The organism is Nonomuraea sp. B5E05 (genome assembly GCF_039880665.1).
GTDB lineage: Bacteria > Actinomycetota > Actinomycetes > Streptosporangiales > Streptosporangiaceae > Nonomuraea.
Genome location: NZ_JBDPMJ010000003.1, coordinates 28,436 through 41,316, shown reverse-complemented (window position 1 = coordinate 41,316; position 12,881 = coordinate 28,436). Strand labels below are relative to the sequence as shown.

Genomic DNA, 12,881 nt, shown 5'->3' with positions numbered 1-12,881 from the left:
CCGGGAACGGCGAAAGGGCCCCAGCACGACGCCGGGACCCTTCCGTTGACACGCCTACCAGGGGGACTTGTTGCTGCGCAGGCGCTCCAGTGCCTCCTCGAGGATCGCCTTGCCGTCCTTGTCGCTCCTGCGCTCCTTCACATAAGCCAGGTGCGTTTTGTACGGCTCGTTCTTGGGCGGGGCAGGCGGGGCCTCCTCGTCCTGTCCGGCTGGGAGGCCGCACCGCGGGCAGTCCCATAGCTCGGGGACCGCCGCGTCACTGGCGAAACTGGGGCGCGTCTCGTGCATGTTGGCGCACCAGAACGAGACCCGCACTCTCGGAGCTGCCTCGCCGCGCTCGGCCTCCCCCATAGGGCCGGCGCCGACTCGGCTGCCACGGATCGCGTTGCCACTACCCACGGATGAACTCCTCGCTCGATCGCCCCGCGCGCAGACACGGGGGGAGAATCACTGTCACGCGTTGACTTGCTTGCTCAGGGCCGCACGAGCAGGCCGAGAGCGATGATGCAGACCAACCAGATGATGCCGGTGATGACGGTCAGCCGGTCGAGGTTGCGCTCCACCACCGAGGAACCACCGAAGTTCGACGAGAACCCGCCGCCGAACATGTCGGACAGACCGCCGCCCTTGCCCTTGTGCATCAGGACGAGCAGGATCATGAGAAGGCTCGCCAGGATGAGGGCGATAGAGATTCCGAGTTCCACGGTATGCCTGTTCCTTCAATGCTCTGTTACGCGTGACGATTCAGACTTGCTTCTTGAGGGTACGGCCTGATGTCAAGTCGCACCCCCAGAACGGCTCAGTTAGCCGGGCATATCGGAGAAACGGCAGATCTTCGTGTACTCCCCAGCGTCGATGCTCGCACCACCAACGAGCGCGCCATCGACATCGGGCTGAGCCATGATCCCTGCGATATTGCCTGACTTGACCGAGCCACCGTAAAGGATACGGACCGCGGAGGCCACTTCGGAGTCGTAGAGCTCAGCGAGTCTGACTCGCAAAGCTCCGCAGACCTCCTGAGCGTCCTGCGGGGTGGCCACCTCGCCGGTGCCGATCGCCCACACCGGTTCGTAGGCCACCACTATCGATTTTGCCTGCTCGGCCGTGATTTTGCGCAGCGCGCCGTCGAGTTGGCCAAGACTGTGCGCGATATGGCGGCCCTCTTGACGCACCTCCAGCCCTTCGCCCACGCACAGGATGGGCGTGAGCGAGTGCCGGTAGGCGGCCTGCACCTTGGCGTTGACGAGGTCGTCGTCCTCGTCGTGGTATTGCCGCCGCTCGGAGTGCCCGATCGTGACATACGTGCAGCCCAGCTTGGCCAGCATGGCGCCCGACACCTCGCCGGTGTAGGCACCGCCGTCATGCTCGGAGAGATCTTGGGCGCCGTAGACGATGCGCAGTTTGTCGCCGTCGACCAGGGTCTGGACGCTGCGCAGGTCGGTGAACGGCGGCAGCACCGCGACCTCGACCTTGTCGAAGTCTTTGTCGCTGAGCCCGAAGGCCAGCTTCTGGACCAGCGCGATGGCCTCGAGGTGGTTGAGGTTCATCTTCCAGTTGCCGGCGATGAGCGGCTTGCGAGTGGTCATGTCACGCCTCCAGAGCCGCGAGTCCGGGAAGGGTCTTGCCCTCGAGATATTCGAGACTGGCCCCGCCACCTGTGGAGATGTGCGAGAACCCGTCTTCCGGCAGCCCCAGCCTGCGCACGGCCGCCGCCGAGTCACCGCCACCCACCACGGTGAAGGCGCCCTCGCCGCCGGTCCGGGCGATCAGCGCCTCGGCCACCGCCCTCGTGCCACCCGCGAACGCGTCGAACTCGAACACGCCCATCGGGCCGTTCCAGAACACGGTCCTGGCGTCGGCCAGCTTGCTCGCGAACAGTTCGCGCGTTCTGGGCCCGATGTCGAGACCCTCCCGGTCGGCCGGGATCGCCGTGGCGTCGACCACCTCGTGCTCCGCGTCGGCGGCGAAGGTGACGGCGGCCAGGACGTCGACCGGCAGGACGAGCTCGACGCCCCGCTCGGCGGCCTCGTCGAGGAAGCCGCGGACCTGGTCGAGCTGGTCTTCCTGGAGCAGTGACCTGCCGACCTCGTGGCCCTGCGCCTTGAGGAAGGTGTAGGCCATGCCGCCGCCGACGAGCAGCCGGTCGACCTTGGTCAGCAGGTTGGCGATGACGCCCAGCTTGTCGGAGACCTTGGCGCCGCCCAGCACGACCGCGTAGGGCCGCTCGGGCTCCTGCGTCAGCTTCTTGAGCACCTCGACCTCGGCCACGACCAGCCCGCCCGCCGCGTGCGGCAGCAACTGGGGGACGTCGTAGACACTGGCGTGCTTGCGGTGCACCGCGCCGAAGCCGTCGCCGACGTAGAGCTCGGCCAGCCCGGCCAGCCGCTCTGCGAAGGCGCGCCGCGTGGCGTCGTCCTTCGACTCCTCGCCGGGCTCGAAGCGCAGGTTCTCCAGCAGGACGACCTGGCCGTCCTCGAGCGACTCGACACAACCGCGGGCGCTGTCGCCGACCACGTCGGAGGCGAAGGCCACGTCCTGGCCGAGCAGCTCGCCGAGCCGCCCGGCCACCGGCCGGAGCGAGTATTTCGGCGTGACCTGGCCCTTGGGCCGGCCCAGGTGGGCGCAGACCACGACCTTGGCGCCCGCGCCGGTCAGGGCGCTGATCGTCGGCACGGACGCCCTGATGCGGCCGTCGTCGGTGATCTTCTCCCCGTCGAGGGGGACGTTGAGGTCGGCGCGCACGAGCACGCGCCGGCCCTTCACGTCGAGATCGTCGAGCGTGCGCATGCTCATGGCCTCACTCCGTGAGACAGGCCCGGTCGCCATATGCCGCCGCCTTCCACCGCCGTGATCGCTTCACTGCCGCCGCTCCTCCAGGCGGCGGCACTCCCTCGCAGGATCACAGGCCGCGGCCGACCAGCTCGATCAGGTCGGCGAGGCGGTTGGAGTAGCCCCACTCGTTGTCGTACCAGCCGACGACCTTGACCTGGTTGCCGATGACCTTGGTGAGGCCGGCGTCGAAGATGCAGGAGGCCGGGTCGGTGACGATGTCGGAGGAGACGATCGCGTCCTCGGTGTAGCTGATGATGCCCTTGAGGGGGCCCTCGGCGGCGGCCTTGACGGCGGCGTTGACCTCGTCGACGCTGACCTCGCGGCTGACGTCGACGGTGAGGTCGGTGGCCGAGCCGGTGGGGATCGGCACGCGCATGGCGAAGCCGTCGAGCTTGCCCTTGAGCTCGGGCAGGACCAGGCCGATGGCCTTGGCGGCGCCGGTCGAGGTGGGCACCACGTTGAGCGCGGCGGCGCGGGCGCGGCGCAGGTCCTTGTGCGGGCCGTCCTGCAGGTTCTGGTCCTGCGTGTAGGCGTGGATGGTGGTCATCAGACCCTTCTCGATGGTGAAGGTGTCGTGCAGGACCTTGGCCATCGGCGCCAGGCAGTTGGTGGTGCAGGAGGCGTTGGAGATGATGGTGTGCTTGGCCGGGTCGTAGGCGCCGTCGTTGACGCCCAGGACGATCGTGACGTCCTCGTTCTTCGCGGGCGCGGAGATGATGACCTTCTTCGCGCCGTTGTCGGCGTGCACCTTGGCCTTCGTGGCGTCGGTGAACAGGCCCGTGGACTCGAGCACCACGTCGACGCCGAGGTCGCCCCAGGGCAGCTTGGCCGGGTCACGCTCCTCGAAGACCTTGATCGCCTTGCCGTCGACGGTGATCTCGTCGCTGGTGGCCTTCACCTCGTAGGGCAGCCGGCCGAGGATGCTGTCGTACTTCAGCAGGTGAGCGAGCGTCGCGTTGTCGGTCAGGTCGTTGACCGCGACGATCTCGATGTCCTTGCCGCTGGCGGCGACAGCGCGCCAGAAGTTGCGACCGATGCGGCCGAAGCCGTTGACGCCTACTCGGATGCTCACGGGAACCGATCTCCTCGAACAAATGATGGCGGGCTGGTACCTCAACCACGCACCTTATCGGACTCAAATTGGTTTAGACCACTTCAGGTGCCCCGCTGTGAATCGTCGTTCTGTGGGCGCGTTTTGCGAGGTTCGAGTAAAGTGCCCGACTCGTCGGAGTAAATTCGTGATTCTCTGGGGGCTGAGATGTCACACAAGCGGTCCGGCCTGCTATCCGGACTGATCGTCGGCCTGCTGGCGGGGCTGCTCTGCGCGGCGGGGCTGGGGGCGGCCGTGCTCTTGCAGGAGAGCCTGCCCGGCGACATCACGACGTTCGGCAACGGGCTTCCTCTCCCCTTGGCCCTGTCTCTCGTCATCGCTCTGGTGGTCTCCTTCGCCATGGGCTCGGTGCGCCCGCGCACCTTCGTCCTGGTGCCCATCGCCACGCTGTACGCGGGCGGCGCCGTGGCCACGGGACAGATCACGGGACTGGCCATCATGATCGGCTCCGCCCAGCGCGCACCCGGCAAGCAGACCCCGGCCGGTCTGTCCGACATCACCCTGCCCTCCCTCACCGAAGGCCTGCCCGAGGCGCTGGCCCTCTATCGTGACCCGCTGACGGAGACCTGGCCCGCCTGGCTCTACATCGCCGTCGCCGCTCTGGCCGCCCTCGTCCTGGTCGCCCTCCGGGTCACCCGCGTACGCCGCTCCCAGCGGGTCCAGGAAGCCCAGGTGGAGGAGGCCGAGGAGCCGCGCGAGCCGGAGTACCGGGCGCCGTTCGAGCCCGCCCAGGCCCCGGCGCCCAAGCCCACCACGGACCTGTTCACCCCCCGTAAACCGGCCCGCGACTGACCATCACCGCCCCTCACCAGTGCCCGCACCGAACGCGCCGATCCCGCCAGGCGCATCTGCCGGGCGAACCCCGCCGACGCTCCGAACCACGGAACCCGGCCGACAGCGCGCTCGTCACGGCGAGCACTCCGTGAGCCTTCACGACCGGCCAGGACGGACGGCAACGCACGTCGGCGCGTGCGGTGCACTGTGCTGTGCCGTAAAAGATGGGAAAAAGGTCGGTGCGGGGGGGGAGACACCGTAACGACGATCAGGGGGCGAGCATGTCGACGGTGAGATTGGCCTCGGTGTTGGGGATGCCCAGGTCGGAGGCGCGCTTGTCGGCCATGGCGAGCAGCCGCCTGATGCGGCCGGCGATCGCGTCCTTCGTCAGCGGCGGGTCGGCGATCTGCCCCAGCTCCTCCAGGGACGCCTGCTTGTGCTCCACCCGCAACCGTCCGGCCACGACCAGGTGTTCGGGCGCCTCGTCGCCGAGGATCTCGAGCGCCCGCTGCACCCGCGCTCCGGCCGCCACCGCGGCCCGTGCCGAACGCCGCAGGTTGGCGTCGTCGAAGTTGGCCAGCCGGTTGGCGGTGGCCCGCACCTCGCGGCGCATGCGCCGCTCCTCCCAGGCGAGCACGCTGTCGTGCGCCCCGAGCCGGGTGAGCAGCGCGCTGATCGCGTCGCCGTCGCGCACCACGACGCGGTCGACGCCGCGCACCTCGCGGGCCTTGGCGTGGATCTTCAGCCGCCGTGCCGAGCCCACCAGCGCGAGGGCGGCCTCCGGCCCCGGGCAGGTGACCTCGAGCGACATCGAGCGGCCCGGCTCGGTCAGCGAGCCGTGGGCGAGGAAGGCCCCGCGCCAGGCGGCCTCGGCGTCGCAGGCCGCCCCCGCGACCACCTGGCGGGGCAGCCCGCGAACCGGCCTGCCGTGGTTGTCGATGAGGCCCGTCTGCCGGGCGAGCGCCTCGCCGTCGCGGTAGACGCGGACCACGTAGCGCGAGCCCTTGCGCAGCCCGGCGGGCGCGAGCACGAGGACTTCCGCCTTGTGCCCGAACACCTCACCGATGTCCTTGATCAGCCGCCGCGCCGTGGCGTTGGTGTCGAGCTCGGCCTCGATCACGATCCGCCCGCCCACCAGGTGCAGGCCGCTGGCGAACCGCAGCAGCGTCGAAACCTCCGCCTTGCGGCAGCACGGCTTCAGCACCGGCAGGCGGCTCAGCTCGTCTTTCACCACACCTGTCATCGCCATAAGCGTTAGTCCTCCCCCATTCAGACCGGCTCCCGTCAGTCTCTCGCACCTTGGCGCCACGCCGACCAGGATCAACGCTTCTGGAGGAAAATCTCGTCCAGGACGGAGGCAAGACGTCGTGGGTCATGCCGGGGAGAGCCGTCAGCGGCCGCCACGCCGGCCATCACCAGCCGGGCGTCGAGGCCGGCGGCGGCTTTCTCCAGCGCGCCCAGATCGTCGACGATCCCGGTGTCGGCGAGCACGACGTCAATCGACAAGTCGGGAGCGTGCTGTCTGAGCACCTCCAGATGTTGCTGGGGGGAGAAGTCGTCGGTCTCGCCCGGCTGGGGCGCCAGGTTGAGCGTGACGAGCCGCCTGGCGCTGGTCGCGTGCAGGGCCCTGGCCAGCTCGGGCACCTTGAGGTGCGGCAACACGCTGGTGAACCACGACCCCGGCCCGAACACCACCCAGTCGGCGTCGAGCACGGCCGCGACGGCCTCGGGCCGCGCCGGCGGGTTGTCGGGCACCAGCGAGATCGCCTGCACCCTGCCGGGCGTCAGCGCGCACGCCACCTGCCCGCGTACGGTCGAGATGACGCCGTCCAGCTCCACCTCGGCAACGATGTCGAGTGGCACCGACGCCATCGGCAACACCCGGCCGTGCGCGCCGAGCAGCCGTCCGACCCAGTCGAGCCCGGCCACGGAGTCGCCGAGCAGTTCCCACAGCGCGACGATCAGCAGGTTGCCCACGGCGTGCCCGTGCAGTTCGCCCTCACTGCGGAAGCGGTGCTGCACGACCTCGCTCCACGTGCTGCCCCACTCGTCGTCGCCGCACAGAGCGGCCAGCGCCATCCGCAGGTCGCCGGGCGGCAGCACGCCGAGCTCGCGTCGCAACCGGCCGCTCGATCCGCCGTCGTCGGCGACGGTCACCACGGCGGTCAACTGGTCGGTGACCATCCGTAAGGCCGACAGGGAGGCGTAGAGCCCGTGCCCGCCTCCGAGCGCCACCACCTTCGGCCCGATCCCGCCGACCCGGGCCCCGCGCCCATCCGGGCCGGCAGTCAGCGACCTGGCGTCACCGCCCGAGGGCTCCTCACCATCGACAGCGTCCGCATTGAGGGACCGCACACCCTCATCCGCGACGTCGCCCAGCGCTCGCGCGCCATTACCCGGGCCACTCGCCGACGAACCCGTAACGACTCCGCCCGAGCCATTCCCCGACGAATCCCCGGCACCTTCACCCGGGCCACTCTCCGCCGGGCCTTCGGCGACTTCCCCCGCACCGCTGCGCGGAGCTCGCGCCCCGCCGGCTACCGGATGCGGCGAGGCGGCTTGGACGCCCTCATCGGTCACTCCCGCCCCACATCCCGATGGCTCACCTGGACCTCCATCCCGCGGTCGCGCAGGCGGGCGGCGACCTGCTCGGCCATGGCGACGCTGCGGTGCTTGCCGCCCGTGCAACCCACCGCGAGCGTGGCGTAGCTCTTGCCCTCGCGCGCGTAGCCGGCGGCGACCACCTGCAGGACCTCCTCGTAGGCGTCGAGGAACTCCTTGGCCCCTGGCTGCCCGAGCACGTAGTCGCGGACCGGGGTGTCGAGCCCGTTCATCGGCCGCAGGTCGGGCACCCAGTGCGGGTTGGGCAGGAAGCGGCAGTCGACCACGAGGTCGGCGTCGACCGGGAGCCCGTACTTGAACCCGAACGACACGACGTTGACCCGCAGTCCCGGCCGATCCTCCCCGCCGAAGAAGGAGACGATCTTGTGACGCAGCTCGTGCACATTGTGCGACGACGTGTCGATCACGAGGTCGGCGTTGGCCCTGACCTCACGCAGGATGCCCCGCTCCCTGGCGATGCCGTCGACCAGGCGCCCCTCGCCCTGCAGCGGATGCGGCCTGCGGACGTTTTCGAACCGGCGCACCAGCTCTTCGTCGCTGGCTTCCAGGAACACCACCCGCACGCGTACGCCGCGTCCTTCGAGCTCCTCGATGGCGGCGTTGAGGTCGGTGGTGAAGGCCAGGCTGCGCACGTCGACGACGGCCGCCACCTTGTCGGCGGCCAGCTTGACCTTGCCCGCCTCCTCGGCCATCGCGAACAACAGCCCGGGTGGCAGGTTGTCGATGACGAACCAGCCCAGGTCTTCAAGCGCTTTGGCCGCCGTGCTGCGCCCCGCGCCCGACATGCCGGTGACGATGACGAACGCCGGCTCGGTGCTCATTGTCTCACTCCGTCCGCCGGCTCGGCCTCACGAATGTCCATGTCAGCGGCCCTCCCGGCCTCATCACCATAGCGGAGGCGGGCAAACGGGCGGCCGGCGACGTGGACGTCCTGACATCCTGGCGAGATCAAGGCGAATCTCCCTTCAGCGTCGACACGATCACCTCGGCGATGGACGGGCCGATGCCGGGAACCTCGCAGATCTCGGCGGCCGTGGCCGCGCGGAGCTTCTTCACGGAGCCGAAGTGCTTGAGAAGCGCTTGCCTGCGCGCCGGCCCGAGACCTGGAACGCCGTCGAGCGCGCTCTCCTTCACCGTCTTGGACCTCTTGGAACGATGGTAGGTGATGGCGAACCGATGTGCCTCGTCACGCACGCGCTGCAACAGATAAAGGCCCTCGCTTGAACGAGGCATGATCACGGGCTGGTCGTCGCCGGGCAGCCAGACCTCCTCCAGCCGCTTGGCCAGGCCGCACACGGCCACGTCGTCGATGCCGAGCTCGTCGAGCGCCCGCTGCGCGGCGGCCGCCTGGGGCCCCGCGCCGTCGACCACCACCAGGTTGGGTGGATAGGCGAACTTGCGGGGCTTGCCCGTCTCGGGATCGATCGGGCCGTGGCCGTCCTCGGTGTCGGGGGCCAGCTCACCGGTGGCGGAGCGTTCTTCGAGGTAGCGGCGGAAGCGTCGCATGATCACCTCGTGGATCGAGGCGACGTCGCCCTCCTTGGTCTTGACGGCGAAGCGGCGATATTCGCTCTTGCGCGCCAGGCCGTCCTCGAACACCACCATCGACGCCACGACGTTCTCCCCCTGAAGGTGGGAGACGTCGTAGCACTCGATCCGCAGCGGTGCCTGGTCGAGGTCGAGCGCGTCGGCGATCTCCTGCAGGGCCTTGCTGCGCGTGGTCAGATCGCCGGCCCGGCGGACCTTGTGCTGGGCGAGCGACTCCTTGGCGTTGCGCTCGACCGTCTCCATCAGCGACCTCTTGTCGCCGCGCTGGGGCACGCGCACCTCGACGCGGGCGCGCCGCTGCTCGGTCAGCAACTCGGCGACCGCCTCGTGGTCGGGTGGCAGCGCGGGCACGAGCACTTCGCGGGGCATCGCGTCGGGGCTCGCCTCGGCGTACATCTGCAGCAGGAACTGCTCGACCAGCTCGCCCGCAGTGATCTCCTCGACCTTGTCGATCACCCAGCCGCGCTGGCCGCGGATGCGGCCGCCGCGCACGTAGAAGACCTGCACGGCGGCTTCGAGCGGGTCCTCCGCGAGCGCGATCACGTCGGCGTCGGTGCCCTCGCCGAGCACGACCGCCTGCTTCTCGAGGGCGCGCTGGAGCGCCTGGACGTCATCGCGCAGCCGCGCCGCACGCTCGTATTCCTGCTCGGCGGCCGCCTCGCGCATCTCCTTCTCCAGCCGCTTGATGAAGCGGCTGGTGTTGCCCGCCATGAAGTCGCAGAAGTCTTCGGCGAGCTCGCGGTGCTCCTCCGGGGTGACCCGGCCGACGCACGGCGCCGAGCACTTGTCGATGTAGCCGAGCAGACACGGCCGGCCGATCTGCCCGGCCCGCTTGAACACGCCGGCGCTGCACGTGCGCACAGGGAAGACCCGCAGCAGCAGGTCGACCGTCTCGCGAATGGCCCACGCGTGGGAGTAAGGGCCGAAGTAACGTGTGCCCTTGCGCTTGGCCCCGCGCATGACCTGCACGCGCGGAAAGTCGTCGGCCATGGTGACCGCGAGATAGGGGTAGGACTTGTCGTCGCGGTATTTCACGTTGAAGCGCGGGTCGAACTCCTTGATCCAGGAGTATTCGAGCTGCAGCGCCTCGACCTCGGTGCCCACCACCGTCCAGTCGACGTCGGCCGCCGTGGTCAGCATCGACTGGGTGCGCGGGTGGAGCGCGGAGAAGTCGGCGAAGTAGGAGTTGAGCCGCTGGCGCAGGCTCTTGGCCTTGCCGACGTAGATCACCCGGCCGTGCGCGTCCCTGAACCGGTAGACCCCCGGGGAATCGGGGATCGCGCCTGGTTTGGGCCGGAAACTCAAGGGGCTGCCCGCTGATCTCGCCACGGTTCAAAGACTAGTAGCCCCTACCGACAAGGTTGCCCGGCCCGCCCCGCCCGCGCCACGGCGCAACCGGCCGGCCGGCCGCGCCCGCTACGCCAGGGTGATCTGGTCGCCGTCGACCTTGATCTCCTGCGCCGCCAGCGGTTTGTCGGCAGGGCCGTCGGTCACCGCGCCGTCGGCGATCGCGAACTTGCTGCCGTGGCACGGGCAGACGATCGAACCGCCCTCGACGCTGGCGACCGGGCAGCCCTTGTGCGTGCACAGCGCGCTGAACGCCTTGAAGTCGCCCTCGGTGGGCTGGGTGATCACGATCTTCTGGTCTTTGAAGATCGTGCCGCCTCCGACGGGGATGTCAGCGGTCTTGGCCAGCGCACCGCCGACCTGCGGCGCGCCGGACTCAGGTGCGCTCGGCTGAGGTGCGCTCGACTCTGCGGCAGTGCCGGCGTCCTGTGCGGTGTCCGTGCCGCCGCCACACGCGGTGACCGCCAGCGCGAGGCCACCGGCCCCGACACCCGCGATCACCGCCCGACGGCTCTGAAGGTCGTTTCCCATGCGCCTCACCCAAACGCACCTAGGTGAGAAAATCATGAGACGAGGTTTAGGCGAGTCTGATCTTATCGCCGTCCACGCTGATCTTCTTCTCCTCGAGCGGCCCGCCGGCCGGCCCGTCCGCCACCGAGCCGTCCTCGATGCTGAACTTGCTGCCGTGGCACGGGCAGTTGATCGTGTTGTTCGAGACCGTGGCGACGGTGCAACCCGCGTGGGTGCACACCGCGCTGAACGCCTTGAAATCGCCCGCTGTCGGCTGCGTGACGACGACCTTCTCGTTCTCGAAGACCTTTCCGCCGCCCTCGGGGATGTCGCTGGTGTCGGCCAGGGCCTTTCCTCCGCCGGCCGCCGCCTTCTTTTTCTCCGGCTTCTTCTCCGGCGCCTCAGACGACGGCTCCTCCGCCGGTGGTTCCGCGACCGCGTCCGTCGTCGGCGAACCGTAGCTCGCGCAGGCCGTCAGAATCGCCGCGAGCCCGGCGCCTCCAGCGCCGAGCACCACATTCCGGCGTGTCGTTTCCGTCATGGTGCGTCCTCCCAGATCGGTTCCACTTCAGGTACGCCAGCGCTCCCGCGCCGGTTCAGCGTGCCTGAGCCCAATCCCGGTGACCACGCACATTTACCTGTTCAGCCCACCGCTTCGCGCGCCACGTCAGGCGACCACGATGCCGTCGCCCTCGACCTTGACCTGGTACGAGGCCAGCGCGCCGGTGGCGGGGCCCTTGGTGGCTCTCCCGCTGTCGGCGGCGAACTCGCTGCCGTGGCAGGCGCACGCGATGACGTTGTCCTCGGGCGTGCTGACGACGCAGCCCTTGTGGGTGCAGAGCGCGCTGAACGCCTTGTAGACGCCCTGCGTCGGCTGCGTGACCACGATCTTCAGGTCTTCGACCAGCGTGCCGCCGCCCACGGGCACGTCGGCCGTCTTGGCCAGAACCTTGCCCTGGAGGCTGGGCTTGACCTCGGGGCCGCCCGCCCCGCATCCGGCGAGCGCCAGCCCGCACGCCGCCACCCCGGCCGCTCCCAGCACCGCACGCCGCCCGGGCCCGCCGGCCCCCGGCGCGCACCCCCGCCCCGCCGCCGGCTCGTGTCCGCGCCCGCCCGCCGGAGCGTCCCCGTTTCCGGGCATGGCTCCGCCCGGCTCCGTAACCGTCATTGTTCTGCCGACCCTTCGCGTCGCCACTGACCCCCTGCAGGTCAGGCCGCTGTCAATGTCAACTTTATGGGCCTGCCCCCTCGGTCCGGTCAGCGGGTGGTAGGCGCGCGGTCAGCGGCGGCGCCGAACCTGCGGTCGTGACTCTTTCCTCGACACAGTCGCCCGCCGCGCCCGCCAGGCCCCGATGGTGGCGGCGTCCCTGGGTGGCGCCGCTGATGGTGGTGGCGACGGCGTTCCTGGCGTTCTCGCTTCCGCCGTACCTGTCCCTGGACCCGAGCCAGTCGCGCGTTCCCGCACCGGACTTCTTCCCGCCGCACTTCGTGGTCCTCTCGGCGCACGTCGTGTTCGGCTCAGTGGCGATGATCACGTGCTGCCTGCAGATCTGGCCGTGGTTCCGCGCGCGTCATCCGCGAGCGCACCGCTGGATCGGCCGCGTGTACGTCTTCGGCGGCTGCCTTCCCAGCGGGGTCATGGGCCTGGTGGTCGGGGTGGCCACCCCGTGGGGCCCGGTGACCATGGCCAGCAACGTGCTGCTGGCGCTGCTCTGGCTGGGCTGCACGTTCGCCGGGTGGCGGATGGCCAGGCAGCGCAGGTTCGTCGATCACCGCAGGTGGATGGTGCGCAGTTTCGCCCTGACCATGTCCATCATCACGAACCGTCTCTATGGCGTGGCGCTGGCCATCCTGTTCATACCGCAGCTCGAAACGACGTTCGGCGGCGACGAGGCCGCCATGATGAACACGGTGGCGGCGCTGAGCGCCTGGCTGGGCTGGGTGCTGCCGCTGCTGCTGGCCGAGTGGTGGCTGAAGCGCGGCGACGCCGCCAAGCGCCGCCGCCTCGCCCGCAGGCACGCGGCAACGACGCCGGTGGCAGCGGACCTCCGTACGCCGCAGAGCTGAACCACCCCGAGCCCTGCGAGCGAAACCCGGCGCTGCACCGCACACCCGATCGGGCACGACGGCCCACCAC

At 69.7% G+C, this 12,881-nt stretch carries 14 protein-coding genes; 2 read left to right on the top strand and 12 right to left on the bottom strand.

What is annotated here, in order from left to right:
- Positions 1–54: 54 nt before the first annotated feature.
- The 5 genes from ABGB01_RS06600 to gap all read right to left on the bottom strand — a co-directional run bounded on the left by ABGB01_RS06600 (position 55) and on the right by gap (position 3,904).
- On the bottom strand, positions 55–399 hold the full coding sequence (locus ABGB01_RS06600; protein ID WP_132632554.1) for an RNA polymerase-binding protein RbpA: 345 nt from the start codon (positions 397–399) through the stop codon (positions 55–57).
- 74 nt (positions 400–473) lie between these two features.
- On the bottom strand, positions 474–704 hold the full coding sequence (secG, locus tag ABGB01_RS06595; RefSeq protein ID WP_347622275.1) for a preprotein translocase subunit SecG: 231 nt from the start codon (positions 702–704) through the stop codon (positions 474–476).
- A 99-nt stretch (positions 705–803) separates the two neighbouring features.
- Positions 804–1,586, bottom strand: a complete 783-nt coding sequence (gene tpiA, locus ABGB01_RS06590) for a triose-phosphate isomerase (protein WP_347771325.1) — start codon at positions 1,584–1,586, stop codon at positions 804–806.
- Position 1,587: 1 nt separating this feature from the next.
- The gene (locus ABGB01_RS06585; protein WP_347772093.1) at positions 1,588–2,787 is read right to left on the bottom strand and encodes a phosphoglycerate kinase; all 1,200 of its coding nucleotides are present in this window, start codon (positions 2,785–2,787) and stop codon (positions 1,588–1,590) included.
- Positions 2,788–2,899: 112 nt separating this feature from the next.
- The gene (gene gap, locus ABGB01_RS06580) at positions 2,900–3,904 is read right to left on the bottom strand and encodes a type I glyceraldehyde-3-phosphate dehydrogenase (RefSeq protein ID WP_347622277.1); all 1,005 of its coding nucleotides are present in this window, start codon (positions 3,902–3,904) and stop codon (positions 2,900–2,902) included.
- Between the two features lie 186 nt (positions 3,905–4,090).
- On the opposite strand from gap, the gene ABGB01_RS06575 reads away from it, so the two are divergent.
- The gene (locus ABGB01_RS06575; RefSeq protein WP_347771323.1) at positions 4,091–4,735 is read left to right on the top strand and encodes a hypothetical protein; all 645 of its coding nucleotides are present in this window, start codon (positions 4,091–4,093) and stop codon (positions 4,733–4,735) included.
- Between the two features lie 250 nt (positions 4,736–4,985).
- On the opposite strand, the gene whiA is transcribed toward ABGB01_RS06575, so the two are convergent.
- The 7 genes from whiA to ABGB01_RS06540 all read right to left on the bottom strand — a co-directional run bounded on the left by whiA (position 4,986) and on the right by ABGB01_RS06540 (position 11,885).
- Positions 4,986–5,966 carry a DNA-binding protein WhiA gene (gene whiA / locus ABGB01_RS06570; protein WP_026214667.1) on the bottom strand — a complete coding sequence of 327 codons (981 nt, stop codon included), beginning with the start codon at positions 5,964–5,966 and terminating at the stop codon, positions 4,986–4,988.
- A 71-nt stretch (positions 5,967–6,037) separates the two neighbouring features.
- Entirely contained in the window at positions 6,038–6,955 is a 918-nt protein-coding gene (yvcK, locus tag ABGB01_RS06565; RefSeq protein ID WP_347772091.1) for a uridine diphosphate-N-acetylglucosamine-binding protein YvcK, read from the bottom strand.
- Positions 6,956–7,293: 338 nt separating this feature from the next.
- Positions 7,294–8,160, bottom strand: coding sequence for an RNase adapter RapZ (gene rapZ, locus ABGB01_RS06560; RefSeq protein ID WP_347622279.1), 867 nt, complete (start codon positions 8,158–8,160; stop codon positions 7,294–7,296).
- A gap of 127 nt (positions 8,161–8,287) precedes the next feature.
- Positions 8,288–10,192: an excinuclease ABC subunit UvrC gene (gene uvrC / locus ABGB01_RS06555; protein WP_347772089.1), complete on the bottom strand. Its 1,905-nt coding sequence runs from the start codon at positions 10,190–10,192 to the stop codon at positions 8,288–8,290.
- 111 nt (positions 10,193–10,303) lie between these two features.
- Positions 10,304–10,765 carry a Rieske (2Fe-2S) protein gene (locus tag ABGB01_RS06550; protein WP_347771320.1) on the bottom strand — a complete coding sequence of 154 codons (462 nt, stop codon included), beginning with the start codon at positions 10,763–10,765 and terminating at the stop codon, positions 10,304–10,306.
- A gap of 46 nt (positions 10,766–10,811) precedes the next feature.
- A complete protein-coding gene (locus ABGB01_RS06545) occupies positions 10,812–11,285 on the bottom strand; it encodes a Rieske (2Fe-2S) protein (protein WP_347771318.1) in 474 nt (157 codons plus the stop codon).
- A 126-nt stretch (positions 11,286–11,411) separates the two neighbouring features.
- Complete coding sequence (locus ABGB01_RS06540; protein WP_347771316.1) at positions 11,412–11,885, bottom strand: Rieske (2Fe-2S) protein; 474 nt, start codon at positions 11,883–11,885, stop codon at positions 11,412–11,414.
- Between the two features lie 164 nt (positions 11,886–12,049).
- Here ABGB01_RS06540 and ABGB01_RS06535 point away from each other — a divergent pair, with 164 nt between their 5' ends.
- Complete coding sequence (locus ABGB01_RS06535) at positions 12,050–12,811, top strand: DUF2306 domain-containing protein (protein ID WP_347771314.1); 762 nt, start codon at positions 12,050–12,052, stop codon at positions 12,809–12,811.
- The last annotated feature ends 70 nt before the right edge of the window (positions 12,812–12,881 follow it).

Bases quoted from the DNA above. Each gene is read 5' to 3' on its own strand.
- tpiA (WP_347771325.1), bottom strand. From the start codon at position 1,586: ATGACCACTCGCAAGCCGCTCATCGCCGGCAACTGGAAGATGAACCTC.
- ABGB01_RS06585 (WP_347772093.1), bottom strand. From the start codon at position 2,787: ATGCGCACGCTCGACGATCTCGACGTGAAGGGCCGGCGCGTGCTCGTG.
- ABGB01_RS06575 (WP_347771323.1), top strand. From the start codon at position 4,091: ATGTCACACAAGCGGTCCGGCCTGCTATCCGGACTGATCGTCGGCCTG.
- whiA (WP_026214667.1), bottom strand. From the start codon at position 5,966: ATGGCGATGACAGGTGTGGTGAAAGACGAGCTGAGCCGCCTGCCGGTG.
- rapZ (WP_347622279.1), bottom strand. From the start codon at position 8,160: ATGAGCACCGAGCCGGCGTTCGTCATCGTCACCGGCATGTCGGGCGCG.
- ABGB01_RS06550 (WP_347771320.1), bottom strand. From the start codon at position 10,765: ATGGGAAACGACCTTCAGAGCCGTCGGGCGGTGATCGCGGGTGTCGGG.
- ABGB01_RS06545 (WP_347771318.1), bottom strand. From the start codon at position 11,285: ATGACGGAAACGACACGCCGGAATGTGGTGCTCGGCGCTGGAGGCGCC.
- ABGB01_RS06540 (WP_347771316.1), bottom strand. From the start codon at position 11,885: ATGCCCGGAAACGGGGACGCTCCGGCGGGCGGGCGCGGACACGAGCCG.